We start from the raw sequence: 25,835 nt of genomic DNA, 5'->3' as shown, positions 1-25,835 counted from the left end.
AGGCGTTAAGCGATGGCTATGAAACTCGGCCATCTGTTGGTCCAAGGGGTTCTTTCATGACCTTTGCTTCGCGTATCGCGGCGCTGGTGTTTGCAGCGACGATTTCCCTGGCAATGCCGGCCTCGGCCCAGCAGCGAGCCGCGCCCAATAGCTATGGTCCCGACGAACTGGTCGGCGCAGGTCACCGATTCTTCGGCGGCGTGTCCCGCGGACTGGCATCGGTCATCGAGCGGGCGGTCAGCCAGTGGGGCCTGCCCAACGGCTATGTGCTCGGCGAGGAAGGCAGCGGCGCTTTCGTCGCCGGCCTGCGCTACGGCGAAGGCACGCTCTACACCAAAAACGCCGGCGACCTGCGGGTCTACTGGCAGGGCCCGTCGGTCGGCTTCGACTGGGGCGGCGACGGCGCGCGCACCATGGTGCTGGTCTACAACCTCCCGGCCACCGACGCGATCTATCAGCGCTTCGCCGGCATCGACGGCTCGGCCTACATCATCGGCGGCTTCGGCATGACGGCGCTGACGGCGAACGGCATCGTGCTGGTTCCGATCCGGTCCGGCGTGGGTCTGCGGCTGGGCGCCAATATCGGCTATCTGAAGTTCACGCCCCGCGCGACCTGGAATCCCTTCTGATCCCTCGCTCCTGACCGGACCATCACCGGCGGCCATCGAGCCGCCAGCGGATTCACGTTAACGCGCTGTCCCACTGGCTTTTTCCACGCCCCCCGGGCATGGTAAAAACAGTTATTTCTGATGCAGGGGTCACGCATATGGTCGAACCGATCATGTATTTGGCGATCGGTTTTCTGGTCTCGATGTTGTTCGGTCTGATGATCACGCCGCTGGTGCACAACCGCGCGGTACGGCTGACGACCAAGCGCCTCGAGGCGGCGACGCCGCTGTCGATGGCCGAGATCCAGGCCGACAAGGACCAGTTGCGCGCGGAATTCGCGATGTCGGCCCGCAGGCTCGAAATGAGCGTCGAGCAGCTCAAGAACAAAACCTCCAGCCAGCTCGCCGAACTCGGCAAGAAATCCGACGCAATCAATCGCCTGAAGATCGAACTCAGCGAAAAGAACGCCGCGATTTTCGCCTTCGAAGCGCGCGAGAAGGCGCTGAAGGATCAGCTGCGCGCGACGGAAGAAGAATTTACCGCCAAAACGCAATCATTGCGCACAGCCGAGCAGCAACTGGCCGGCAAGCAGGCCGATCTCGGAAAGCTCAATAGCGAACTCTCCCAGAGCTCGATGACGTCGGAAAGCCGCCAGATCGAACTGCTCGCGGTTCGCAGCCAGATCGAAGCGCTGCAAAACCGCGTCAACGACGCCGAGAAGGAAGTTGCCAGCAGCCAGCGGCGCCTGACCGACCATCGCAACGAAGCGGAGATCGCGACACGCGAACTGAGCGACGCACGCGGCAAGGTCGAGAATCTAAGCGGACGGGTCGGCGACCTCGATCGCCAGTTGGTTGTGCAGACCAAAGAAACCGAAATGCTCTCCACCCGCGTCACCGATCTCGAAAATCGCCTGGCGCTGCAGGGCAAGATCCTCGCCGAGCGCGAATACGAGAACAACCTGCTTCGCCAGCAGGCCGAAGCCGCGAAACAGACCGAGCAGAAACTGCGCGAGGATATGGCGGCCGGCACCGGCAACTCCTCCGCGATGGACAAGCTTCGCGCGGAGAAGACCGCGCTCGAAGAACAGCTCACCGTCGCCCGCGACGAACGCGCCAAGGTTCAACGAGAGATTAATCTCATTCAGCAGCAGGCCGAAAGTTCCTGGTCCACCGAGCGCATGGAGAATGCGCTGCTGCGGGAACGCATCAACGACATCGCCGCTGAGGTCGCAAAGCTCGCGGTGACCCTCGAAGGTCCGGACTCGCCGATCGAGGCCATTCTGGCGTCGGAAGAGCAGAAGCCGGCCATCAGCGCGATCGTCAAAGCGACGACGGCGAGCGGCGCGGTCTCCAACGGCGCGGCGCCGAATGGAGCCGTCACCGAGGCGCGCGGCACGCTGGCCCAGCGGATTCGGGCGCTGCAGGCCCATGCCTCACGGGCCCGCCAGCCGGGGTAGTTTGCTCCACCGCATTTCACCTACAAGATCACGTTCTGATGGCGGTTTAACGCGAGTTCCACGGGCGCTGCGCGACCGTTATAGGCCGCCCTCGAATACAAGCGATAAAACTGAGTATTTTCAATCGTATACCATTAGTTATACTCATTTCGCAATTTGAGTATACCGCTGGAGCACGCTCAATTTTTGAGTTATACTCAAATTGCAAAATGAGTATAATACCTAGGAGCGATAAGCATGCCGGCCCCAAAGCTCATACTGCAGACGACTTATGCCGAATTGCTGGATCGATGCGCTAACGCAGCGTTTAGTGAAGCCTTCGCAGAAGAAGGCACATTCATCGCTAAAACCGTAAAGGAGAGGCGGTACTGGTATTTTCAAACAGGCTCAACCGAAGGCCGAACTCAAAGATATGTCGGACCAGAAACGCCAGAGTTACTAGAGCGCATTGACCGTCACAAAGAACTGCGTGACGACATTCGCGAACGACGGGCACTGGTATCAACACTAGTGCGATCATTTGGGCTTCCGCGCCCTGTTCCCGATATTGGCAACATCATAGCAGCACTCGCTACAGCGGGCGTCTTCAGATTGCGTGGCGTAATCGTGGGGACAGTCGCATTCCAGACGTATCAAGCAATGCTAGGTGTCAGACTTCCAACTGCTCCCGTTCAAACCGGCGACGTCGATATCGCGCAATTCAAAACTGTCTCTGTTGCAGTTGAAGATAGTACCCCACCAGTCCTCGACGTGTTGAAAGAAGTCGACAAGACCTTCCGGCCAGTACCACACCTCGTCGATGGAAGACGTGTGACCAGCTATACGGCCAACGGCGGAATGAGAGTTGACTTTCTTACCCCCAACGAGGGAGGAGAAACCGGTGAACCGCAATCACTTCCTGCATTGCAGACAGACGCGCAACCGCTCCGTTTTCTTGATTACCTGATCTATGAACCCGAACCTGCTGTCATCATGCATGGCGCTGGCATCTACGTTCAGGTTCCTGCGCCTGCGCGTTTTGCGGTTCACAAGCTCATACTTTCGCGACGGCGGCGAGAGGGAGAAGGAAGGCGCGGCAAGGACATCAAGCAAGCCGAGGCGCTGCTGCGCGCACTGGCCGACATGCGCCCGCACGAACTGAAACAGGCGTGGGACGAAGCTCGCAAGCGTGGCCCAAAGTGGCGCCAATTGCTCGATGAAGGCCTTAGCGATGTGCCGGGCTACACCCGCGATTTAACCCTCAAGATCGTAAGGAGTCTTCGTTCTGAACTTCCCGGGATTGACCTTACCTTCAACAATCCTCCACCACGTTATGACTTTCAGCGTGATGTGGTGGAATTTAAAGGACAGGCACTTGGGCAGCCGGTTGTCTGCGCAATCAGCCGCGAGGCGTTAGATGATCACTTCGGAACGAACGGACTCGACAAGCGCGGGAGAACAGAGGCTTTCCTCAAAAACAGGACGAAAATTGAGGCGATGGCGCGGAACAAGTATTTGAAATCACCGATCGAAGAACCCGACGCCGTTCTGATAAAGACTTCGGATATATGAGAATTCAGACGTCGCGCACGCCGTACTTTTGTCTGACCTATGATCGCCTCCCACGTTATCTGCGCCACTGCTGGTTTTGGGCTTGCGGGAGTGCGGTCGAATATGTACTAAACCGCTGCTACGATTGGTTTCCGGGCGCATAGCTCAGCGGGAGAGCGTTCCCTTCACACGGGAGAGGTCCAAGGTTCGATCCCTTGTGCGCCCACCATTCTGCGAACGACCCGATCGCAGACATTCATCCCTGATTGTTGTCAGCATTGCCACCGACGGCCACGCCGGAGAGCTCAATCCAGCGCGGTCTTGACCGTGTCGTACTTGCCGCCGAGCGTGGTGCCGAGACCATTCACCGCCGCAACAATCGCGACCGCGATGCCCGCCGCTAGCAGCGCATACTCGATCGACGTCGCAGCCGCTTCGTCTCGAATAAAATCAACCACCATCTTCATGGGCTCAACCTCGTTGCAATTCTTGCACGTGATCGCCGCGCGAGGCGACCGTCTTGACAGGCCACGGCTAACCTAGCCGCAAGAAGCTGCTGAAGACTTAACTAAACCTTTCCATAATACCGGCCTGCGTCACGCCGCAGCGTACCTGCACCCGCAGACATCTCTGCGAGACGCCGCCATCGCCTGGGTTGAGCATCAAATTTCGGCCGACTTCAAAGCGAGCAGCGCCAGAAGTTTCATGCGTTCCGGATCGCGTTCGCCTTGTGACGCAAGCTCGACGATATTTTTCGCCAGCGTCTGAACCCGCGCCGATCCAACCGGAAACGGCAGCGTCTGGACCGCCTCTTCAAACGCCTGCGTCATGACCGCGATGGTGTCGGGGCTGAATGACGAGCCATGGAAAACGCTCATATCGGAAAACCTGGCAAGACTTCTTGCACGTGTTCAACGCGGAAGACTTGCGCAGGGTTCCCTTCCGTAAAATCAGGCTGATCTTGTTATGTCCGGCATGATCTTTTCCGAAAACCGGTTCCCGCTTTTCGGGATCATGCCATGACCACTTCGATCAGTCGCGGCCCCTTTTCGCGCACCGAGTTGGTCAGTGCGTTTGAAAAGTCCTCGGCAGTCGTGACCGACTGGGCCGGCACACCCATGCCCTTCGCCAGCGACACCCAGTCGAGCGCGGGATTATCGATGTTCAGCATGTCGAGCGCCTTGCGGCCCGGCTCGCCGGCATCGACGCCGGCAAACTCGCCCTTCAGGATCTGATAGGTGCGGTTGGCAAAAACGATCGTCGTGACGTCGAGTCCTTCGCGCGCCTGCGTCCACAGCGACTGCAGCGTGTACATTGCGCTGCCGTCGCCAACCATGCAGATCACCTTGCGATCCGGACAGGCGACCGCGGCTCCGGTCGCAACCGGGGTCGAGAAGCCGATCGATCCGCCCATGTTCTGCAGCCAGTCGTGCGGAGCGGCGGCCGCAGTCGGCGGAAAAAAGCCGCGCCCGGTGGTGATGGATTCATCCACCACGATGGCGTTCTCCGGAATTGCCATCGCAATCGCCTGCGCGATGGATGCATACGTCAACGCGCCGGTGGGTTTGGCCAGTTCGACAAGCTGCTGCGGCTTCGCGTCGCTCGCCTTGGCGCCGAGCGCGTCGGCCAGTGCATGCAACGCGGCGACCGAATTCTCGCCGGCTTCGCACATGCGATGAACCTCGCAGCCTTCCGGCTTGAGCAGGCTCGGCTTGTTCGGATAGGCGAAGAACGCCACCGGGTCGTTGGTCTCGACCAGAATGATGTGCCGGAAATTCTTCAGGATCGGCAGCGCCTGCTCGATGACATAGGGAATGCGGTCGATGGAAAAGCGCCCGCGGCCCCGCGCCATACGCGGATTGTAGGTCTGGCCCATCACCTTGCATCCGGTCTTGCCGGCGATGCGCGCCGCCAGCGCCAGTCCTTCGTCCGTGAGGGCTTTTCCGGTCAGCAACAGCAACGTCTGCTCGCCGCTGCGCAGAACCCGCGCAGCCTCATCGACGGCCTTTGGCGAGTAGCTGGCGCGCTGCGAGTCCTCGGGCACCTGCGCGATGCCATCGGCTTCGTTCCAGGCTGTGTCTGCCGGGAGGATGAGCGTGGCGATCTGCCCGGGATGACTCCTGGCCGCGGCAATCGCGGCGGCACCATCGCGCGCGATGGATTTCGAATCCGGCGAGGTGCGGACCCAGGCCGACATCGGCCGGGCGATACCTTCGATGTCCGACGTCAGCGGCGCATTGTATTCGATATGATAGGTCGCGTGCTGTCCGACGATGTTGACGATGCCGGAGTGCGCCTTCTTCGCGTTGTGCAGGTTGGCAAGGCCGTTGGCGAGGCCGGGCCCCAGGTGCAGCAGTGTCGATGCCGGCTTTCCGGCCATCCGGTAATACCCGTCGGCTGCGCCGGTCACGACGCCTTCAAACAGCCCGAGTACGCATCGCATGCCATCGACCCGGTCCAAGGCGGCGACAAAGTGCATCTCCGACGTGCCTGGGTTGGTGAAGCAGACATTCACGTCGCCCGCGACCAATGTTCGCACCAGGCTTTCCGCACCGTTCATCATTTCACTCCCGTTCGAGATTTTGTTGTGATGCCGCTAGTGTCCTGAATCCGAAGTTCGCCCGATTTTGCAGCACGCCTCCATGGCGAACTTCGGATTCAAAAGGGCACTAGAATTTTAAAGTTTTAGTGTGGTTTTGGTTCGCAAGTCCGCAAATGGCCGTGCTGAGAGAATGTTGCGGATTTGCGAACCACTACACCAGATGAACCATCCTTATGACAGTTCGTCAAAGCCCGTGGTAGATTGGAACGGCAGCACGACCGTGCGGGCGGGGCATGTCTCGCAGAAGTCACGCCTCAGGCAGATAATGGGCCATCGCGAAGGCATTCACGCGTCCGTGGGTTGCGAAAGCAGGCAAATTGTGGCCTTTCTCGCGAGTTCGTGGCACCTCTGACCCCTACGCAATACGCTCCAAGCGAACATTTCAAACAACTGTCTGGCGAGCTTTTACGAGGATTCTAATGAAGCGCCTTTTGACCGTATTTCTGACCGCCGCGACCTTGCTTGGCGGTACCGGCTTCGCGATGGCGGATGCAGAGTTCAACCCGTTACTTCAGCTTTTTGGCGGCGGTGGAATGAGCGGCGGGTCCGGCCCGATTCCGCGCACCACGGTCGGCTTCCAGGGCAATTACGCGCCGGGAACGATCATCATCGATACCAGGGAACGTCGCCTGTATCTGGTGCAGGAGGGCGGCCGTGCCCTGCGTTACGGCATCGGTGTCGGCCGCGACGGCTTCCGCTGGGGTGGAACGCATCGCATCACCGCGAAGAAGGAATGGCCGAGCTGGACACCGCCGGCGCAGATGTTGCGCCGCCGCCCGGACCTGCCGCGCCACATGGTCGGCGGCCCCGACAATCCGCTCGGCGCCCGCGCCATGTATCTCGGATCGACGCTCTACCGCATTCACGGCTCCAACGAGCCCGAAACGATTGGTCAGGCCGTCTCGTCGGGGTGCTTCCGGATGGTCAATGACGACGTCATCGACCTTTACAACCGGGTGCGGGTCGGCGCGACGGTCGTCGTCAAGAACTAGGCACGAGCCCAACGGTACCAATCTGCCAGCAAGCAAGTTCAAAGGCCGGCCCTAGAGCATTTTCCGGCTAAGTGGAATCCGGTTAGCCGTCAGAAAATGCTCTGAATAAAAAGAGCGCGTGTTCTGATCGCAAAACCGGTATCCACTTTTGCGGAACACGCGCTAGGGCCGGCCCTGTCATTTTGTCTACGCGCTGCAAACTCCCTTGCACGACGCCGGTGTGACGGCTAGCTCAATTGCAATGGACACATCCGCGACAATACGGCGGCTGACATCGGGCATCGCCGCCATGGCGGGTTGCCTCGCGCTCAACACCGCATTGCTGCCATCGGCCCTTGCGGAAACACCCGGCATCAGCGCGCGCCAGCGCAGCGAGAAAAAGGTTTTCACCGACAGCCAGATCATCGACGGCTTCATGAAGACTGCATTCGGCGCGGAGTATCATCTCGCCGGCCGCATCGACCGTATCCGCAAATACCAGATGCCGGTGCGCATCTTTATCGATGGCTCAGCCCGCCCCGACCGGCGCAAGCAAATCGGCAAAGTTGTCGGTGACATCGCAAAGCGGGTGCAACATCTCGATATTGCGACGACAGACAAGCGCGACGACGCCAATACCATCGTCACTCTGGTCCGCGACCGCGATCTTCAAAAAACGATCACCGCGTTCTTTGGCGCGGAGAAGGCCAAGGAAATCCACGACTCGCTGGACCCGCAGTGCCTGTCGGGATTCCGCAAGAACGAGAACTACGAGATCCAGCGTTCGGATGTGATCCTTACCGTCGACAACGGCAACTTCGTATTTCTCGATTGCGCCTACGAGGAGCTGCTGCAATCGCTTGGGCCGATCAACGACACCGACACGGTGCCGTGGACGATGTTCAACGATCAGGTCTCGATGGGATTCTTCGGCGTGTACGACCAGTACATCATGAACATTCTCTACGACCCGCGCATCAAGGCCGGGATGACGGTCGATGAGGTTCGCGCACTGCTGCCAGCGATCCTGCCCGACGTGCGGGCATGGATCGCCAAGGTGAACAAGCTGCCGAAGTAGGTGTTAGCGGATACGCGATCCCCAGAGATCGTCATGGCCGGGCTCGTCCCGGCCATCCACGTCTTAGTTGATCTTATTGCAAAGACGTGGATGCCCGGCACAAGGCCGGGCATGACGGGGATAGATTGACTGTTGATCCGCTCACGCCGTCTTGTCGAACAACTCACGTCCGATCAGCATGCGGCGGATTTCGCTGGTGCCGGCGCCGATCTCATAGAGCTTCGCATCACGCAGCAGCCGCCCGGTCGGATAGTCGTTGATGTAACCGTTGCCGCCGAGCAACTGGATCGCATCCAGCGCACACTGGGTCGCGCGTTCCGCCGCGTAGAGGATCGCGCCCGCCGCGTCCTCACGCGTGGTCTCGCCGCGATCGCAAGCCTTCGCAACCGCATAGACGTAGGCGCGTGAAGCATTCATCGCCACATACATATCGGCGACTTTCCCCTGCACGAGCTGAAAGCTGCCGATCGGCTCGCCGAACTGCTTGCGCTCGTGAATGTAAGGCATCACGACATCGAGGCAGCCCTGCATGATGCCCAGCGGCCCTGCCGCCAGCACCACACGCTCGTAATCGAGGCCAGACATCAGCACGTTGACGCCACGCCCGACATGGCCCAGCACGTTCTCCTCGGGGACTTCGCAGTCCTCGAACACCAGTTCGGCCGTATCGGAGCCGCGCATGCCGAGCTTGTCGAGCTTCTGCGCCGTGGAAAATCCCTTCATGCCCTTTTCGATCAGAAACGCGGTCATGCCGCGCGATCCCGCTGCCAGATCGGTCTTGGCGTAAACCACCAACGTCTCCGCGATCGGCCCGTTGGTGATCCACATCTTGTTGCCGTTGATGACGTACCGATCGCCCTTCTTCTCCGCGCGCGTCTTCATCGACACGACGTCCGATCCCGCGCCCGGCTCCGACATCGCCAGCGCACCGACATGTTCGCCGGAGATGAGCTTCGGGAGATACTTTCGCTTTTGGGCTTCGTTGCCGTTGCGCCGGATCTGGTTGACGCACAGGTTCGAATGCGCGCCATAGGACAAGCCCACTGACGCGGAACCGCGCGAGATTTCCTCCACCGCGATGCAGTGTTCGAGATAGCCCAGTCCCGATCCGCCGTACTCTTCCTCAACGGTGATCCCGTGCAGGCCGAGTGCGCCCAGTTTGGGCCAGAGATCGCGCGGAAATTGATTGCTCTTGTCGATCTCTTCGGCGCGCGGCGCGATTTCGTTTGTTGAGAAATCACGAACGGTTTCGCGGATCGCATCCGCGGTCTCGCCGAGATCGAAGTTGAACATACTGTGCGCGTTCGGAATCATTGTCGTCGTCTCCCCGAAGCGGCTCCTTGACAGAGCCGGTCATTGCTTGACCGGGACAATGCCACGGGCGAGGTGTGGGGAGAAGAGCCAGAACCACCGGAACAGACCGGACTCAACCTGACGTGGCACACGGCCATACGTCAGGCATGACACCTTCGTCGCAAAAATCGCTAGGCCAGCCGTCTGGCCATATCGCAAAGCGCTGCCGCGAAATGTCTTGCGCCTGACATTTCGCGGCCAATTTCAGGCAGCGCCGGCGGCGCTACACCAGCGCGCGCGAAGCTTCCCTCACCTTGCGGGTCGAAACATCGACCGAACGCGTCGCTTCCGCGATGTCATTCATATTAGAGTTGATGTCGGTCACGCCTTTCGCGGCAACCTGCATGTTGGCCGAAATGCTCTGCGTCACGGATGCCTGCTCCTCGACCGAGGCCGCGATCGCCGCCGAAATCTCGTTGATGCGGGAGATGGTCTGGGTGATCGCCTCGATGACATTCACCGCACTGGTCGTGGTCCCCTGAACCTCGGCGATCTGCGCGCTGATTTCATCGGTCGCCTTCGCGGTCTGGGTCGCGAGACTTTTGACTTCCGACGCCACGACGGCGAAGCCCCTGCCTGCGTCGCCGGCTCGGGCCGCCTCGATGGTGGCATTGAGCGCAAGCAGGTTGGTCTGTTCGGCAATGTTGTTGATGAGTTTGACCACGTCGCCGATCTTCTGGGCGGCTATTGCAAGGCCCGACACGATGGCGCTGGTCTCGTTGGCCTGCTGTACTGCCTGCAGCGAGATGTTGAGTGCATCCGCAGCCTGACGGCTGATTTCTCCGACGGAGGCCGCGAGTTCCTCCGCGCCGGACGCGACCGCCTGCATGTTGGACGATGTCTGCGTCGATGCGCTCGCTGCCGACGTCACCCGCTCGGACGCCGAGGCCACGGCATCGGTGATCTGCCCGAGATCGAGGTCGATGGCTTTCTGCACTTCGCCGCGGCGAAGGCGATCCTCGACCTGCGCGGTGGTGTCGGTTGCGAACTTGACCACTTTGGCGAGTTTGCCGTCCGCGCCCCGGATCGGATTGTAGGAGGCCTGAATCCAGATTGCCTTGCCGCCCTTGCCGACGCGTTTGTATTCGGCCGCCTGATAGTCGCCACGGCGCAGCGAATCCCAGAAGTCGCGGTAGGCGGCGCTATCGCGATACTGAGGCTCAACGAACATGCCGTGATGCTTTCCCTGGATTTCGTCCAGCCGATAACCGAGCGTGCTCAGAAAATTCTCGTTCGCTGTGATGATCGTGCCGTCGAGGTTGAATTCGATCACCGCCTGCGACTTCTGAATGGCCGCGATCTGGCCTTCATAATCGGCGCTCTTCAGCTTCTGCTCGGTGATGTCGGTGGCGAACTTGACCACCTTGTAAGGTTTGCCGCTGCGATCCATCAGCGGATTGTACGAGGCCTGGATCCAGATCGGCCGGCCACCCTTGGCGATACGCGGAAACTCGCGCGACTGGTACTCGCCCCGGCGCAAGGCGTCCCAGAATTCGCGGTATTCCGCCCGGTCGCGCAATTCGGGATCGACGAAAATGCTGTGGTGCTTCCCTTGGATTTCATCCAGCCGATATCCCATGGCATTCAGGAAGTTGGAATTGGCGGTCACAATTGTGCCATCGAGGTTAAACTCGATCACGGCCTGTGATTTGCCCAGCGCGTCAACTTTTGCCGTAAGTTCCTGAGAGGACTTAAACAACTTCATTTCGCACGCTCCCTTTCTGGGGTGAGACGCGACAAAGGTAAGCCGAAACCGTTAACCAAGCTTTATCGGCGTGCGGGCTCCCGTATTTTCACCTTCAGGTTGCGCATATTTTTACCTCTGCGCCCGGTGAAATGGCAGCCCGCAGGGCTCGCGCGGCAAACGGCCTGGCCTGCAAACGACAGCGGTCGCTTGCCTCATCGCTTGCGAGCGGGTGTAATTCGGCCAACGGCAAGCCTCCGGGATCAACCACGGAAGCGGTTTGAGGGAGACGCGCGATGCACGGCACGCTGGATCTTGCGCGGCATTCCGAACTGAAGGCGGCGCGCGACAAGGCCTATTCCACCCCGATCGAGGATTTCGATCCCGGCAACCCCGACCTTTTCCGCAACGATACATTCTGGCCCTATTTCGAACGGCTGCGGAAGGAGGACCCTGTCCACTACTGCAAGGACAGCCAGTTCGGCCCGTACTGGTCGGTGATGAAGTACAACGACATCATGCATGTCGAGACCAACCATCAGATCTATTCGTCGGAATCGAGCCTCGGCGGAATCACGATTCGCGATGCGCCGCCTGAATTCCGCCGTCCGATGTTCATCGCCATGGATCAGCCCAAGCACAGTGCGCAGCGCAAAACCGTCGCGCCGATGTTCACGCCCACCCACCTCGACCAGCTTGCCGGCACGATCCGCCAGCGGGCCGCACAGTGCCTGGATTCGCTGCCGCGTAACGCCACCTTCGACTGGGTCGACCGGGTCTCGATCGAGCTCACCACCCAGATGCTCGCGACCTTGTTCGATTTTCCGTGGGAGGATCGCCGCAAACTGACCCGCTGGTCCGACGTCGCCACCGCCCTGCCCGGCAACACCGAGATCATCGCGTCCGAGGACGCCCGGCAGGCCGAATTACAGGAATGCGCGGCCTATTTCTCAAGGCTGTGGAACGAGCGGATCAATGCTGCGCCGAAAAGCGACCTCATCTCGATGATGGCGCATGCGGAAGCAACCCGCGACATGGACCCCAAGACGTTTCTGGGAAATCTCATCCTCCTGATCGTCGGCGGCAACGACACCACCCGCAACTCGCTCTCCGGCGGCCTTTACGCGCTGAACCAGAACCCTCACGAGTATCAAAAGCTGCGCGACAACCATGCCCTGGTCGACAGCATGGTGCCGGAGGTCATCCGCTGGCAGACGCCGCTGGCGCATATGCGCCGCACCGCGCTGCAGGACACCGAGTTGCGCGGCAAGACCATCAAGAAGGGCGACAAGGTCGTGATGTGGTACGTCTCGGGCAATCGCGACGACGAGGTGATCGAGAACCCCGACAGTTTCATCATCAATCGTGCCCGCCCGCGCCAGCACCTGTCGTTCGGCTTCGGCATCCACCGCTGCGTTGGAATTCGCCTAGCGGAATTACAATTGAAGATCGTTTGGGAGGAGATTCTCAAGCGCTACGACAATATCGAAGTGGTAGAGCCGCCGCATCGGGTGTATTCCAGTTTCGTCAAGGGCTACGAGACCCTTCCGGTGCGGCTGGCGTCATAGCAAAGCCGACATCCGGCAATAAAAAATCGGGCGTCAGACACGCCGTGAAAATTACGTCTTGGGATAGGGAAGCGAACGATGCACGGAACGATCAGCATGGCCCGCGACGAGCGCCAGAAGGCTGCGCGCGAGAAGGCCTATTCAACGCCGCTTTCGGAATTCCATCCGGGCGCGCCTGAACTGTTCCGCAGCGATACGCTGTGGCCCTACTTCGAGCGGCTTCGCAAGGAAGAGCCGGTACACTACTGCACGACCTGCCCGGTCGGCGATTACTGGTCGGTGACCAAGTACAACGACATCATGCATGTCGACACCAACGCCGCGATCTTCTCGTCGGACGTCAAGCTCGGCGGCATCAGCCTGCGCGATGTCACCGACGACTATAGCTGGCCGAGTTTCATCGCAATGGACGAGCCGAAGCACGGCCCGCAGCGCAAGACCGTGTCGCCGATGTTCACCCCGGTGCATCTCGATCGCCTCGCGATCCTGATCCGCGAGCGCGCCGCCGACATTCTCGACAACCTGCCGCGCAACGAAACCTTCAATTGGGTTGACCGCGTCTCCGTCGAACTCACGACGCAGATGCTCGCCACCCTGTTTGATTTCCCGTGGGAGGACCGTCGCAAGCTGACGCGCTGGTCGGACCTTGCGACCGCGTTGCCAAAGAGCGGAATCTACGACAGCGAAGAGCAGCGGCTGCGCGAACTCGGCGAATGCGCCGACTACTTCACGCGCCTGTGGAACGAGCGCGTCAACGCCGAGCCGCGCAGCGACCTGATTTCGATGATGGCGCACAGCGACGCGACGCGTCACATGAACCGCGACGAACTGCTCGGCAACCTCATTTTGCTGATCGTCGGCGGCAACGACACCACCCGCAACTCGATGACCGGCTCGGTGCTGGCACTCAACGAGAATCCGGACCAGTACGACAAGCTGCGCGACAACCATGCGCTGATCGACAGCTTCGTGCCCGAAGTGATCCGCTGGCAGACGCCGCTGGCCCATATGCGCCGCACCGCCCTGCAGGATACCGAGCTCGGCGGCAAGCTGATCAAGAAGGGCGACCGCGTCGTGATGTGGTACGTCTCCGGAAACCGCGACGGCGAAGTCATCGAGAACCCGGACAGCTTCATCATCGACCGCGCCCGGCCGCGGACCCACATGTCGTTTGGCTTCGGCATTCACCGCTGCGTCGGCATGCGGCTGGCCGATTTGCAGCTCAAGATCATCTGGGAAGAGATCCTCAAGCGGTTCGATAACATCGAGGTCGTCGGCGAGCCCAAGCGTGTGTACTCGAGCTTTGTGAAGGGCTACGAAGAGCTGCCGGTTCGCATCAACGCGTAGGCCCGGACCCAGCGCCCCGCAACGATCGCCATTTCTACTGTTGCAAAATCGGAATACGGCTGCGCGTCTGGCGCGGCTGGAACGCGCATCCTCAATCTGCCAAAGCATGGACATGACACATCAAGAGCAAGATTTTTCCGACATCCGCGAATCCGTAGCGAAACTCTGCGCCCAATTCCCTGGCGAATACTGGCGTAAGCTGGACCGCGAGATGGCGTACCCGAAAGAGTTCGTGCAGGCGCTGATCGATGCCGGCTATCTCTCGGTGCTGATCCCCGAGGAATATGGCGGCTCCGGGCTGAAGCTGTCGGCGGCAGCAGCTATCCTCGAGGAAATCCAGCGCGCCGGCTGCAATGGCGGCGCCACCCATGCCCAGATGTACACCATGGGCACGCTGTTGCGGCACGGCAGCGAGGAACAGAAGTCCAAGTGGCTGCCGCGCATCGCCAGCGGCGAGCTGCGACTGCAGGCCTTCGGCGTGACCGAACCGACCAGTGGCACCGATACGTCGTCGCTCAAGACTTTCGCCAAGCGCGAGGGCGACCACTACGTGGTCAACGGCCAGAAGATCTGGACCAGCCGCGCCGAATATTCCGACCTGATGATCCTCTTGGCCCGCACGACGCCGAAGGAGCAGGCAGCCAAACGCACCGACGGCCTGTCGGTCTTCATCGTCGACATGCAGGAAGCGAAGAAGGCCGGCGGGCTGACGATCCGGCCGATCCGCACCATGATGAACCACGCCACCACGGAAGTATTCTTCGACAACATGAAAGTGCCGGCCGAAAATCTCATCGGCGAGGAAGGCAAGGGCTTCCGCTACATCCTGTCCGGCATGAATGCAGAACGTATCCTGATCGCGTCGGAATGCGTCGGTGACGCCAAATGGTTCATCAAGAAGGCCAGCGACTACGCCAAGGAACGCTCGGTGTTCGGGCGGCCGATCGGCCAGAATCAAGGCATCCAGTTTCCGATCGCCAAATCCTACGCCAACATGCGCGCCGCCGAATTGATGGTGCGGGAAGCCACGCGCCTCTACGAGGCCGGCAAGGACTGCGGCGCCGAAGCCAACATGGCCAAGATGCTCGCCGCCGACGCGTCGTTCGAGGCGGCCAACGCCTGCATCCAGACCCACGGCGGCTTCGGCTTCGCCGAGGAATACGACGTCGAGCGGAAATTCCGCGAAACGCGGCTTTACTCGGTCGCGCCGATCTCCACCAACCTGATCCTGTCGCATCTTTCCGAGCACGTGCTCGGCATGCCGCGTTCCTATTGAGAGAGATCGATGCTGCCGCTTGAAGGACTGACCGTCATCGCCGTCGAGCAGGCGGTTGCCGCCCCGTTCTGTACCTCACGTCTCGCAGATGCCGGCGCGACCGTTTTTAAAGTCGAGCGACCGGAAGGCGATTTCGCCCGCGGTTATGATGCCGCCGCCAAGGGCCAGAGCAGTTACTTCGTCTGGCTCAATCGCGGCAAGGACTCCGTCGTGATCGATCTTGCCACCGACGATGGACGCAAGGCGCTGGAGAAACTGATCGCGGGCGCGGACGTGCTGGTGCAGAACCTCAAGCCCGGTTCGATGGACAAACTCGGATTCACGCGTGAACGCCTGCGCAAGGATTATCCGGGACTGGTGATCTGCACCATCTCCGGCTACGGCGACGACGGCCCCTACGCCGACCGCAAGGCCTACGACCTGCTCATTCAGGCTGAGAGCGGGCTTGCCTCGATCACCGGCGGCCCGGATGCACCCGCCCGCGTTGGCCTGTCCATCGTCGACATCGCCACCGGCGCGACGGCGCATGCGGCGATTCTCGAAGCCCTGATTGGCCGGTCGCGCACCGGGCAAGGCGCAGACATCCGCATTTCGATGTTCGATGTGATGGCCGACTGGCTTGCTGTCCCGCTGCTGAACGCGGAAGCCGGCACGCCGCCGAAGCGCATCGGTCTCGCCCACACCTCGATCGCGCCCTACGGCGTGTTCACGTCGAAGGATGATCGCGACATCCTGATCTCGATCCAGAGCGAGCGTGAATGGAAGAAACTCTGCACCGAGGTCATGGCGATGCCCGACCTGCCGAGCGATCCGCGTTTTTCCAACATGGTCGAGCGCGTCCGTAACCGTAAACTGACCGACGACACAGTAGCCGGCGTGTTCAGAACCATGACCCGCGATGAACTGCTCAAGCGCCTGACCGACGCCGACATCGCCTTCGCCGAGGTCAACACCATGGATGACCTGTCGGCACATCCGCATTTGCGCCGGATCGAAGTCGCGACCCCGAATGGCGTCGTCGCATATCCTGCGCCCGCCTCCATCGTGATTGGCGAACAGCGGCATTATGGCGCTGTGCCGGCGGTCGGCGAATCCACCAGCGAGATTCCGCGAGGCAAGAAATCATGACCAGCAAACCCGACATCGATCATCTGCGCCAGTGGATTGGCCGCACCCAGGAAGCGTCCGACGTCATCACCGTTCAACTGGTGAAGGGCCTGCGCGCGACGCTGTTCCTCGACATCGGCAATCCCTTTGAAGGCGACCCGGCACCGCTCACGACGCACTGGTGCCTCGCGCAGCCGGTCGCGCCTATGAGCGAAATCGGAACGGACGGCCATCCCGCCCGCGGAGGATTTCTGCCGCCGGTGCCGCTGCCGCGCCGGATGTGGGCCGGCGGCCAGATCGAATTCATCGATCCGCTGCGGGTCGGCGATACGGTCACGCGATCATCGCGCATCTCCGACGTGACGATGAAGACCGGCAGCACCGGCGCACTGTGTTTCGTGTCCGTGGAGCACAGCATCACAACGCCGCGCGGCATCGCCATCCGCGAGCGCCACGATATCGTCTATCGCGACATGCCTAAGGCAGGCGATCAGAAGCCGGCTGTATCGCCCGCACCTGCCCCGGCGGGAAAAATACGCGAAACCCACATGGCCGATCCGGTTTTGCTGTTTCGCTACTCAGCGCTGACCTTCAACGGTCATCGCATTCATTACGATCGCGATTACGTTACCAAGGTCGAGTTCTATCCCGGCCTGATCGTGCATGGCCCGTTGCAGGCATCGCTGCTGATCGAGTTCGCCGCCCGCCAGCATGGCGGCAAGGCGCCCGCGAAGTTTGTCTATCGCGGCGTCAATCCACTGTTCGACGGCGCGGAATTCAGCGTCAACGGCAACGAGAAGGATGGCGGGCTGGAAGTGTGGACCGCCAATGCTGCCGGCGCTCCGACCATGAAGGGCACTGCGACGTGGTAAAATAACTCGTCATTGCGAGCGAAGCGAAGCAATCCAGAGCTATAGCCATGAGTGGATTGCTTCGTCGCTTTGCTCCTCGCAATGACGGAGTAATCCGGGGCGGCTTTTACTTCTTGCTGAACGCCTCGCGCAGGCTGGCCTGAATCTTGGCCATGCCGCCGATCCAGCGATCGTAGTTATCGGTCTTCTTGCGCATGTAGTCGATCACCTGCGGGTGCGGCAGGATCAGGAACGTCTCGCGGTCGATGCCTTCCAGCGCGGACTTTGCAACATCCTCGGGCATCAGATTGCCGTCGTTGGATTGCGGGCCCTTCGGCAGCCCCTTCAGCATGTTGGTTTCGACCCCCTGCGGGCAGAGGATCGAGACCCGGATGTTGTGCGCCTTGTGCGAGATCGCGAGGTTCTCCGCAAAGCCCACGGCCGCATGCTTGGTGGTCGAATAGGCCGCGCTGCCGACCTGCGACAACAACCCGGCCGCCGAAATCGTATTGAGGAAATATCCGCCGCCGCGCGTCTTCATGCGCGGGATCAGATGGCGCGCCGCATAGACATGCGCCATGACGTGGATCGCCCAGCTTCGCGCCCACGGTTCGTCCGACGTGCCGCCGGCGTTTTCCGAAAGCGGATCGAACCCGCCGCCGATGCCGGCATTCGAACAGAACAGATCGATGGGACCGAACTGTTTTTCGGTTTCGTCGATGACACGGAGAATGTCGCTCTCCTGAGCCACATCGCAGGCGAACGATGCGCCGCCGATGGAGTCGGCGACGGTCTTGGCCCGCGCGCCTTCGAGATCGGCGACCACGACCTTGGCCGCGCCCTCGCGATGGAAGATTTCACACAGCGCCTGGCCGATGCCATTCGCGCCGCCGGTGACGACAACGACTTTTCCTGCAACTTTCATGCAGACGTTTTAGGCGGGAAACGACGCCGGATCAATCGACTCAAGCCGTCATTGCGAGCGGAGCGAAGCAATCCAGAGCAACGAAAAAAAGCTGGATTGCGTCGTCGCAAGCGCTCCTCGCAATGACGAAAAACCTTCAGGCCGCGACCAGAACCATGTCGAGCACCGCCGTATAGTGCAATGCGGCAGCGAGCAGCACGAAGGAATGCCAGATCGCATTCTGAAACCGCAGCCGCTCCCAGGCATGGAAGATCACGCCGAGTGAGTAGATCAGCCCGCCCGCGGCAATGAACCAGAGCGTCGAGTTCGGCAGCGAGGCCACAAGGCTGTCATAGGCGATGACGCCGCTCCATCCCATCGCGAGATAGAGCCCGACGGAGAGACGATCGAACCGCCCGGGCAGAAAGATCTTGAGCGCGATGCCCGCCGCCGCGACCGACCAGACGCCGATCAGCAGGACCACAGCCATGAAGCGGTCGTTCATCTGCGCCAGGAAGGGGGTGTAGGTGGCAGCGATCAGAATGTAGATCGCCGAGTGATCGAAGCGGCGCAACACCCATTTGACGGGCGAGACCGGCCAGAGGTTATAGGTCGCCGACAGGCCGAGCATGGCAAGCAGCCCGGCGACGTAGACCGATACCGAAACGATTTCCTTGGTCGAGGCATACAGGACGGCAACGACCACGAGGGCCGTAGCGGCGATCAATCCGGAGGCAATGCCGAGCACATGCACCACGCCGTCCGCGATCAGCTCCGCGCGATCATAGTCCCAGCGAACCACGCCGCCGCCCGCGACCCGGGCGTGAGAGCTGATCTGCTTCAATCGGAAGATCGTCATGCATACAATCGGGTTTGCGGGTTCATCTTACGTGAGCACCAATGATAACTTGGTGACGGTCAATGAAACCTGAAAAGGACGTGATCAGGAATCAGAATGGCTTTGAAACTTGATTTCCACCCCATAAGTCTCCAGTTTCACAGAACTGTCGCACGGCTTGTATTTTTGTCAGTTTATCCCTGTCCGATAAAGTCTTGATGGAATTATGGCACCCAGCTTTTCGGACATTGTCGAAGACACCCGCCTCTCCATCCGCTCTCTGATCGAGTATGGCGAAAGCCTGTTCAATCCCACGGTACGGCTCGGGGTCACGGGCCTGTCACGCGCGGGCAAGACTGTCTTCATCACTGCGCTGGTTCACGGCCTGCTGCGCGGCGGCCGTTTTCCGGTGTTCGAGTCGCTGGCGACGGGCCGGATCGCCCGCGCGCGACTCGAGCCGCAGCCCGACGATGCCGTTCCACGCTTCGCCTATGAAGGGCACGTCCGCACCCTGATCGAAGACCGGCGCTGGCCCCACTCGACCACCGACATCAGCGAGCTGCGCCTCGTGATCGAGTACCAGCGGCAGAACGCGGCGACCCGCACGCTGACGCTCGATCTCGTGGATTATCCTGGCGAATGGCTGCTCGACCTGCCACTGCTGAACAAGAGCTACGAGCAGTGGTCGGCGGAGAGCCTCGCGCTGTCTCGCCGCGAGCCGCGCGCAAAACTTGCGGCGCAGTGGCACGCCCATCTGGCAACGCTCGATGCGAACGGGCGCGAAGACGAACAGGCAACGCTGACCGCGGCGAAGCTGTTCACCGACTACCTGCGCGCCTGCCGCGACGAGCGCTTTGCCATGAGTCTCTTGCCGCCCGGCCGTTTCCTGATGCCCGGCAATCTCGCGGGATCGCCTGCGCTCACCTTCGCGCCGCTCGACGTGCGGCAGGACGGCACGGCGCCGGACGGCTCGCTGTGGGCGATGATGCGGCGGCGCTATGAAGCCTACAAGGACGTGGTGGTGCGGCCGTTCTTCCGCGATCACTTCACGCGGCTGGACCGGCAGATCGTGCTGGTCGATGCGCTGGCTGCGTTCAACGCCGGGCCCGAGGCGCTCAAGGATCTTGAAGGTGCACTGTCGGGCATTCTCGACTGCTTCAACATCGGCCGCAGCACGTTCATCAATTCGCTGTTCCGTCCGCGCATCGACAAGATCCTGTTCGCCGCCACCAAGGCTGACCATCTGCATCACACCAGTCACGACAAGCTGGAGGCCATCCTGAAGCGCATGGTCGAGCGCGCCGCCTCGCGCGCCGAGTTCGCGGGCGCGGGCGTGGATGTGGTGGCGCTGGCCGCCGTGCGCGCGACCCGTGAAGCGCTGGTGCAGCAGGGCCGCGAGAAGCTGCCCTCGATCCTCGGCACGCCCGAAGAGGGCGAGATGTCCGGCGATGAAGTCTTTGACGGCGAGACGGAGGCAGCGACCTTCCCCGGCGACCTTCCGGCCAAGCTCGACGATCTGTTCAGCGGCGATGGCACGTTCCGTGGCCTGTCCAACGCCGCATCCGACCAGACCGACTTCCGGTTTCTGCGCTTTCGCCCCCCATTGCTGCAGCGTGAGGGTGGCGAAGAGCCCGCCCTGCCCCATATCCGCCTCGACCGTGCGCTTCAGTTCCTGATCGGAGACAAGCTGCAATGAGCGACAAGCCGCACCACCGCAAACCGGCGGCCTTCAAGCTCGATGATCCCCGCGTCATCCTGATGGATGCCGAGGACGATCCCTCGCGTCCTGCGCGCGGCAAGGTCCACATCACGCCGGAATCCGACCCTGCGCAGCTTCCCGTTGTCATCGATGAGCCAGCCGTACCGGTCCGCAAGGGCTTCGGCTGGGGAGGCGTGTTCTGGACTGCGCTCGGCGGGCTTGTCGTGCTCGGCCTCGGTCTCGGCATCTCCAATCTGGTCGAGGACCTGTTCAACCGTAGCGCCAGCCTCGGCTATATCGGACTTGTGTTCGCCATCCTCGCCGTGGTGGCGCTGGTGGTCATCATCGCGCGGGAGGCCTTGAGCCTGGCGCGGCTGGAAACCATCGAGAAGCTGCACGCACGAGCCAACGCTGTGCTCCTGAGCGATGACCGCAAGGAAAGCGACGCCATCGTCCGCGACCTGCTTAAGGTGGCGCACGACAGTCCAAGGCTTGCCCGCGCCCGCGCCGCGCTGGAGGAGCACGGCCGCGATATCATCGACGGCGCCGACATGGTGCGGCTGGCCGAGCGCGAACTCATGACGCCGCTCGATCAGGAGGCGCGCCGGCTGGTCTCCAGCGCGGCGCAGCGCGTCTCGCTGGTCACCGCGGTCAGTCCGGGCGCGGTCATCGACATGCTGTTCGTGTTCGCGGCGGCGCTGCGTCTGGTGCGGCAACTGGCGCGGCTCTACGGCGGACGCCCGGGCACGCTCGGCATGATCCGGCTGATGCGCCATGTGGTGGCGCATCTGGCGCTGACCGGCGGCATGGCCGCCAGCGACAGCCTGATCCAGCAGATGCTGGGCCACGGCATTACCGCGAAGCTCTCGGCCAAGCTCGGCGAAGGGTTGCTCAACGGCTTGCTCACCGCGCGGCTCGGCCTCGCCGCCATCGACGTGACGCGACCGCTGCCGTTTGAAGCGCTGCCGCGTCCCGCGCTGTCCGACCTCGCGAAAGACCTGCTGCGGCGGGCTGGCGGAGATGATCAGAAGACCTGAGCGCTACAGCACAATCGTCAGTTCAGCAATCGCCAGCGATAGAACGGCGAGTCCGGCGGCGGCGACAAATCTGGCACCCAGCCGGTGATCGTCTTGAATGCGAACGGTTCGATCACGACACCCCGCCACGTCCGGACCGCCTGTCCGACGGGACGCAACACAGCGGGCGTCTTTGTCTCGATCACGTTTCCGTCGTTGGGCATGCTGTCGACATAAAGCCCGATACCGGATTTCATGGCCTCGCTGGAAAAATCCTTGAAGCCGATGAAGCGGCTTCGCTCATTGACCTGAACAACCGGGATGCTGTCCTTGAGATGCCAGCGCAATTCCGCGTAGATCCGGTAGTCGAGCGTCGCAATCCATGTCGCGCCAACCTGATCTGCCGTGGCCTTGGCGCGCCTTGCGATCTCTCCGTAACCGGCTTCCTTCGCCACCGGATCCTTGGTCGCGGCGAATGCGAAACTGCTGACGGCGTAGTAATAGAAAATCGCGACGTTCAGCACGATGCCGAGCGCGATCGCGGCCTTTGCCCATGGTTCAGCGGTGCGCAAGATCCAGTTTGAGCGCCGCTCTTTTTCGATCTCGGCAAGGTTGATCGCGGCAGCGGCAAAGGCGAACGGCCAGACCAGCATCGGCCAGGTGTCGCCGATCCGGAGCGACAGCGACTTCCACAAAAAATAAGCGAACGGCACCAGCGCGCAGGTCGAGATCAGAATAAAGGCCGGATCGCGCCGCCGATAACCGCGCCATGCCAGCATCGTCGCACCTGCCAACGCCACTGGAAACAGGATCGGGCCGACCAGCGCGAACTGAAGCCCGAGAAAATCGCTGACGGTCCGTGCCGAGATGCCATGGTCCGCACCGGCACGGATAAACTGGAATTTGAACGACGCCCAGTCATGCTGCCAGTTCCAGATCAGCACCGGTGAAAACACCAGCAGTGCGATGACCACCGCGATCCACGGATAAAGACTTCGCAGCCAGCGCGTCCGCCACGGCGGTACCAGCACAAACGCCAGGATGGCCGGCGCAAAGAAGATCGCGGTGTATTTCGACAGCAGCGCCAATCCGCCAAACAATCCGGCGGCAAGCCACCAGCGGCTGTCGTTGCTTTCGGTCAACCGCACCAGCGACCAGACCATGGCGAGTGAAAACGGGATCAGCGCGACATCGGGCAGAATCCGCGACGCGAACAATCCGTATTCGGGCGCCGCAAGCGGCATCAGCACGGCAAGAAGGACGAAGCGGCGGTCGCGCGTCAGCCGCCAGACGATGTCCGCCAGAAGTGCGAGCGCGATCCACATCGCAAGCAACCCGCCGAACCGCGCGCCGAAATTGGTATCGCCGAAGATCGCCGTGCCGAAGCGCACGACCCACGCGATCATCGGCGGATGATCGAGATAGGACAGCACGTTTTCCTTGGAGAACGTCCAGTAATAGGCCTCGTCCGTGCGCAGATCGGCTGTCACGGCGTAGACCACCTGCAAGGTCACAAGAACGGAAATCGCGATGACCGCGGCAAGCATGGTGCGCGGGGACAGACGTTGCTCTTTTGTGATTCCGGTCGTGACAGCCTTCTCCATGCGGTAGCTTTTCCGCGACTGCATCGGTGAAGTCAAACCAGCCCGTCCCCTGTGCCTCCCCAAAAGGTGAAAGCGCGATCGCCGGCCCATGGCGCTGCCGCGACATCTTCGTTAGGATTTCATGGCCTCCGGGCGATCCGGGCGCATCGTGCATTCAGTTGTTTTCATCGAGCGATTTGCAGCATGGCCGAAACCGCCGCCTCGCCTCTTCCCCGGTTCCTGCGCGGGATCGGAATTCGTCAGGTGCGGCTCGCCACCGGCCTTATCCTGTTTGCCTACCTCATCAGCCACTTCACCAACCATGCGCTTGGCAACATCTCGCTCGCCGCGACGGACGAGGCGCTCGTCTATCACATGCTGTTCTGGCAGAGCTGGCCGGTCCTGATCGTGTTCTATGGCGCGGTGTTGACGCATCTCGGCCTTGGCGTCTGGGCGCTTTACGCACGCCGCCAGTTTCGCTGGACCGCCATCGAAATGACGCAGCTTGTGTTCGGCCTCAGCATTCCGGTCTTCGTCATCGGACATCTGGTCGGCGTCCGGATCGCCGCGCCGATGTTTGGCCACGAGAAGGAATACCCGCAGGTCCTTTTCAACTACTGGGTGGCCCGCCCGCATCTCAAGTGGATGATGTTCGCCGTGCTGGTGGTGTCGTGGGTGCATGGCTGCATCGGAATTTACTTCTGGCTCCGGACCAAGCCGTACTTCAGGAAAATATCGTCGCTGCTGCTCGCCCTCGCCGTAATCCTGCCGACGCTGTCCCTGCTTGGCCTCTATCAGGCCGGCCGAACAGTCGAGCGCGCGAGCGCCGCTCCGGAATGGCGGGCGGACAATCTCTCGCGCGACAAGGTCGGGACAAGCGCCGATCAGGCCGCCCTCGAACGGATCAGCTCCGCCATGCTTTATGGATATTTCGGGCTGATCGGGCTGACGCTTGCCGCACGCGGCGTCCGCGCGCTGGTGGAACGCCGCCGCGGCCTGGTTAGGCTGTCCTACGGCAATGGCAAGACTGTTCGCGTCCCGATCGGCCTGAGCGTGCTGGAGGCGAGCACCCGCTTCAACATTCCCCATTCCAGCGTCTGCGGCGGCCGGGCGCGCTGCTCCACCTGCCGCATCCGCGTCATCGGCGACTGCAGCGCCCTGCCCGAGCCGTCGAACCGCGAAACCTTCGTGCTGGAGCGCGTCGGCGCGGGCCACGATCCCGCCATCCGCCTCGCCTGCCAGCTACGCCCCCGGACCGACGTTTCCTTCTTCCAGATCTTTCCCGCGCATACGACCGCGGCATCGGCCGCAACCATCAAGCCCGCTCTTCCGGGGCGCGAGCGGTACGTTGTCAGCATGTTCGTCGACATGCGTGGATCGACCAAGCTCGCCGAACAGCTGCTGCCGTTCGATACGGTTTTCATCATCAACCGCTTCCTGACGGCGGTTTCGCAGGCCGTGGTCGAATGCGGCGGGCAGCCAAACCAGTTTGTCGGCGACGGGCAACTGGCGCTGTTCGGACTTTCGACCAATCCGCAAACCGCCTGCAGGCAGGCGATCGAAGCGGCGTCGCGGATCGCGATCCATGTCGATGCGCTGAACGAATTTCTCGGCAACGACGTGCCGGAGCCGCTGCGCTTCGGGATCGGCATTCACGGCGGCGAGGTGATCATCGGTGATATCGGCTCCGAGGAGCACACGGTCTTCACCGCGCTCGGAGATTCCGTGAACGTCGCGGCGCGGCTGCAGGACATGACCAAGGCCCTGTCCTGCGAAGTGGTGGTGTCCGGAGACGTCCTGAAAACCGCCCACGTTTCTGTCGGCGACCTGCCTCAGGCCGAGGTCCCCATCCGCGGCCGGGTCGAACCCTTGATCGTCTACACGGTCAAAAAAGCCGGAATGCTGTCTGATCTGGTCGCCGATTTCGCAGTTGCAGCAGCATAAAATCGCCAGATTCGAGCAAAGTTTGAGCGAAAGCGGCCGCCTCAAACGCCATTTTCTCTATCAAGGCTCAAACTTACCGCGTATCGTGCGCGCCGTTGGACACGCCCATCCGCGGGGTTCGACGTTTTGTTATCGGTCTTACCCTCTGGAGACTACGGAATGGCTAAAGGTACTGTGAAGTGGTTCAACCCGACCAAGGGCTATGGATTCATTCAGCCCAGCAACGGCGGCAAGGACGTGTTCGTGCATATCTCGGCAGTTGAGAAGGCAGGTCTTTCGACCCTCAACGAGGGACAATCGGTCGAGTACGAAGAAGTCGCCAACCGCGGCAAGACGTCGGCGGAAAATCTCAAGGTCTGATAGGAAGGTCCGATTCAGCAGAACTGGATCGGACCTTTGCTAACTCTGCGACGCGT

22 protein-coding genes and 1 tRNA gene are annotated in these 25,835 nt (G+C 61.4%); 15 read left to right on the top strand and 8 right to left on the bottom strand.

Annotation, left to right across the window (positions count from 1 at the left end):
• Positions 1 to 56: 56 nt before the first annotated feature.
• The 4 genes from YH63_RS11770 to YH63_RS11755 all read left to right on the top strand — a co-directional run bounded on the left by YH63_RS11770 (position 57) and on the right by YH63_RS11755 (position 3,827).
• Positions 57 to 629 carry a DUF1134 domain-containing protein gene (locus YH63_RS11770; protein WP_046827445.1) on the top strand — a complete coding sequence of 191 codons (573 nt, stop codon included), beginning with the start codon at positions 57 to 59 and terminating at the stop codon, positions 627 to 629.
• A gap of 137 nt (positions 630 to 766) precedes the next feature.
• Entirely contained in the window at positions 767 to 2,068 is a 1,302-nt protein-coding gene (locus tag YH63_RS11765; protein WP_046827446.1) for a hypothetical protein, read from the top strand.
• A 237-nt stretch (positions 2,069 to 2,305) separates the two neighbouring features.
• Complete coding sequence (locus tag YH63_RS11760; RefSeq protein WP_052753826.1) at positions 2,306 to 3,619, top strand: GSU2403 family nucleotidyltransferase fold protein; 1,314 nt, start codon at positions 2,306 to 2,308, stop codon at positions 3,617 to 3,619.
• Positions 3,620 to 3,752: 133 nt separating this feature from the next.
• Positions 3,753 to 3,827 (top strand) — tRNA-Val (locus YH63_RS11755).
• Between the two features lie 76 nt (positions 3,828 to 3,903).
• Here the strand turns inward: YH63_RS11755 and YH63_RS11750 are convergent.
• The 3 genes from YH63_RS11750 to YH63_RS11740 form a co-directional block, all read right to left on the bottom strand.
• Entirely contained in the window at positions 3,904 to 4,065 is a 162-nt protein-coding gene (locus YH63_RS11750) for a Flp family type IVb pilin (RefSeq protein ID WP_046827447.1), read from the bottom strand.
• 195 nt (positions 4,066 to 4,260) lie between these two features.
• Positions 4,261 to 4,476 carry a hypothetical protein gene (locus tag YH63_RS11745; protein ID WP_046827448.1) on the bottom strand — a complete coding sequence of 72 codons (216 nt, stop codon included), beginning with the start codon at positions 4,474 to 4,476 and terminating at the stop codon, positions 4,261 to 4,263.
• 134 nt (positions 4,477 to 4,610) lie between these two features.
• Complete coding sequence (locus tag YH63_RS11740) at positions 4,611 to 6,158, bottom strand: acetolactate synthase large subunit (protein WP_046829571.1); 1,548 nt, start codon at positions 6,156 to 6,158, stop codon at positions 4,611 to 4,613.
• Positions 6,159 to 6,619: 461 nt separating this feature from the next.
• Between YH63_RS11740 and YH63_RS11735 the strand changes: the two genes are divergently transcribed.
• Complete coding sequence (locus tag YH63_RS11735) at positions 6,620 to 7,192, top strand: L,D-transpeptidase (protein ID WP_046827449.1); 573 nt, start codon at positions 6,620 to 6,622, stop codon at positions 7,190 to 7,192.
• 241 nt (positions 7,193 to 7,433) lie between these two features.
• Positions 7,434 to 8,249 (top strand): DUF2927 domain-containing protein, encoded by an 816-nt coding sequence (locus tag YH63_RS11730; protein WP_046827450.1) that lies wholly within the window; start codon positions 7,434 to 7,436, stop codon positions 8,247 to 8,249.
• Between the two features lie 141 nt (positions 8,250 to 8,390).
• Here YH63_RS11730 and YH63_RS11725 read toward each other — a convergent pair whose 3' ends face one another.
• Both YH63_RS11725 and YH63_RS11720 read right to left on the bottom strand, forming a co-directional pair.
• The gene (locus tag YH63_RS11725; RefSeq protein WP_046827451.1) at positions 8,391 to 9,563 is read right to left on the bottom strand and encodes an isovaleryl-CoA dehydrogenase; all 1,173 of its coding nucleotides are present in this window, start codon (positions 9,561 to 9,563) and stop codon (positions 8,391 to 8,393) included.
• Positions 9,564 to 9,825: 262 nt separating this feature from the next.
• Positions 9,826 to 11,307 carry a methyl-accepting chemotaxis protein gene (locus tag YH63_RS11720; RefSeq protein WP_046827452.1) on the bottom strand — a complete coding sequence of 494 codons (1,482 nt, stop codon included), beginning with the start codon at positions 11,305 to 11,307 and terminating at the stop codon, positions 9,826 to 9,828.
• Between the two features lie 275 nt (positions 11,308 to 11,582).
• On the opposite strand from YH63_RS11720, the gene YH63_RS11715 reads away from it, so the two are divergent.
• The 5 genes from YH63_RS11715 to YH63_RS11695 all read left to right on the top strand — a co-directional run bounded on the left by YH63_RS11715 (position 11,583) and on the right by YH63_RS11695 (position 17,456).
• On the top strand, positions 11,583 to 12,854 hold the full coding sequence (locus tag YH63_RS11715; RefSeq protein ID WP_046827453.1) for a cytochrome P450: 1,272 nt from the start codon (positions 11,583 to 11,585) through the stop codon (positions 12,852 to 12,854).
• 78 nt (positions 12,855 to 12,932) lie between these two features.
• A complete protein-coding gene (locus tag YH63_RS11710; protein ID WP_046827454.1) occupies positions 12,933 to 14,201 on the top strand; it encodes a cytochrome P450 in 1,269 nt (422 codons plus the stop codon).
• A 112-nt stretch (positions 14,202 to 14,313) separates the two neighbouring features.
• Positions 14,314 to 15,477, top strand: coding sequence for an acyl-CoA dehydrogenase family protein (locus tag YH63_RS11705; RefSeq protein ID WP_046829572.1), 1,164 nt, complete (start codon positions 14,314 to 14,316; stop codon positions 15,475 to 15,477).
• Between the two features lie 9 nt (positions 15,478 to 15,486).
• Positions 15,487 to 16,605 (top strand): CaiB/BaiF CoA transferase family protein, encoded by a 1,119-nt coding sequence (locus YH63_RS11700; RefSeq protein ID WP_046827455.1) that lies wholly within the window; start codon positions 15,487 to 15,489, stop codon positions 16,603 to 16,605.
• Positions 16,602 to 17,456, top strand: coding sequence for an FAS1-like dehydratase domain-containing protein (locus YH63_RS11695; protein ID WP_046827456.1), 855 nt, complete (start codon positions 16,602 to 16,604; stop codon positions 17,454 to 17,456). The genes YH63_RS11700 and YH63_RS11695 overlap by 4 nt, the downstream gene beginning before the upstream one ends.
• A 106-nt stretch (positions 17,457 to 17,562) precedes the next feature.
• On the opposite strand, the gene YH63_RS11690 is transcribed toward YH63_RS11695, so the two are convergent.
• Both YH63_RS11690 and trhA read right to left on the bottom strand, forming a co-directional pair.
• Positions 17,563 to 18,360, bottom strand: a complete 798-nt coding sequence (locus tag YH63_RS11690; protein ID WP_046827457.1) for an SDR family oxidoreductase — start codon at positions 18,358 to 18,360, stop codon at positions 17,563 to 17,565.
• A 136-nt stretch (positions 18,361 to 18,496) separates the two neighbouring features.
• Positions 18,497 to 19,198, bottom strand: a complete 702-nt coding sequence (gene trhA / locus YH63_RS11680; protein ID WP_046827458.1) for a PAQR family membrane homeostasis protein TrhA — start codon at positions 19,196 to 19,198, stop codon at positions 18,497 to 18,499.
• Between the two features lie 205 nt (positions 19,199 to 19,403).
• Here trhA and YH63_RS11675 point away from each other — a divergent pair, with 205 nt between their 5' ends.
• Both YH63_RS11675 and YH63_RS11670 read left to right on the top strand, forming a co-directional pair.
• Entirely contained in the window at positions 19,404 to 20,873 is a 1,470-nt protein-coding gene (locus YH63_RS11675; RefSeq protein ID WP_046827459.1) for a YcjX family protein, read from the top strand.
• Entirely contained in the window at positions 20,870 to 21,913 is a 1,044-nt protein-coding gene (locus tag YH63_RS11670) for a YcjF family protein (protein WP_046827460.1), read from the top strand. Before YH63_RS11675 ends, YH63_RS11670 begins: the two co-directional genes overlap by 4 nt.
• Positions 21,914 to 21,930: 17 nt before the next feature.
• Here the strand turns inward: YH63_RS11670 and YH63_RS11665 are convergent, their stop codons facing one another.
• Complete coding sequence (locus YH63_RS11665) at positions 21,931 to 23,496, bottom strand: glycosyltransferase family 39 protein (RefSeq protein WP_046829573.1); 1,566 nt, start codon at positions 23,494 to 23,496, stop codon at positions 21,931 to 21,933.
• A gap of 183 nt (positions 23,497 to 23,679) precedes the next feature.
• On the opposite strand from YH63_RS11665, the gene YH63_RS11660 reads away from it, so the two are divergent.
• Positions 23,680 to 25,419, top strand: coding sequence for an adenylate/guanylate cyclase domain-containing protein (locus YH63_RS11660; protein ID WP_046827461.1), 1,740 nt, complete (start codon positions 23,680 to 23,682; stop codon positions 25,417 to 25,419).
• A gap of 159 nt (positions 25,420 to 25,578) precedes the next feature.
• On the top strand, positions 25,579 to 25,779 hold the full coding sequence (locus tag YH63_RS11655) for a cold-shock protein (RefSeq protein WP_006021915.1): 201 nt from the start codon (positions 25,579 to 25,581) through the stop codon (positions 25,777 to 25,779).
• The last annotated feature ends 56 nt before the right edge of the window (positions 25,780 to 25,835 follow it).

The sequence above is a fragment of the Afipia massiliensis genome (assembly GCF_001006325.2).
Lineage (GTDB): Bacteria > Pseudomonadota > Alphaproteobacteria > Rhizobiales > Xanthobacteraceae > Afipia > Afipia massiliensis_A.
The sequence above is the reverse complement of the archived record's forward strand: the minus strand, read 5'-3'. Positions and strand labels throughout refer to the sequence as shown.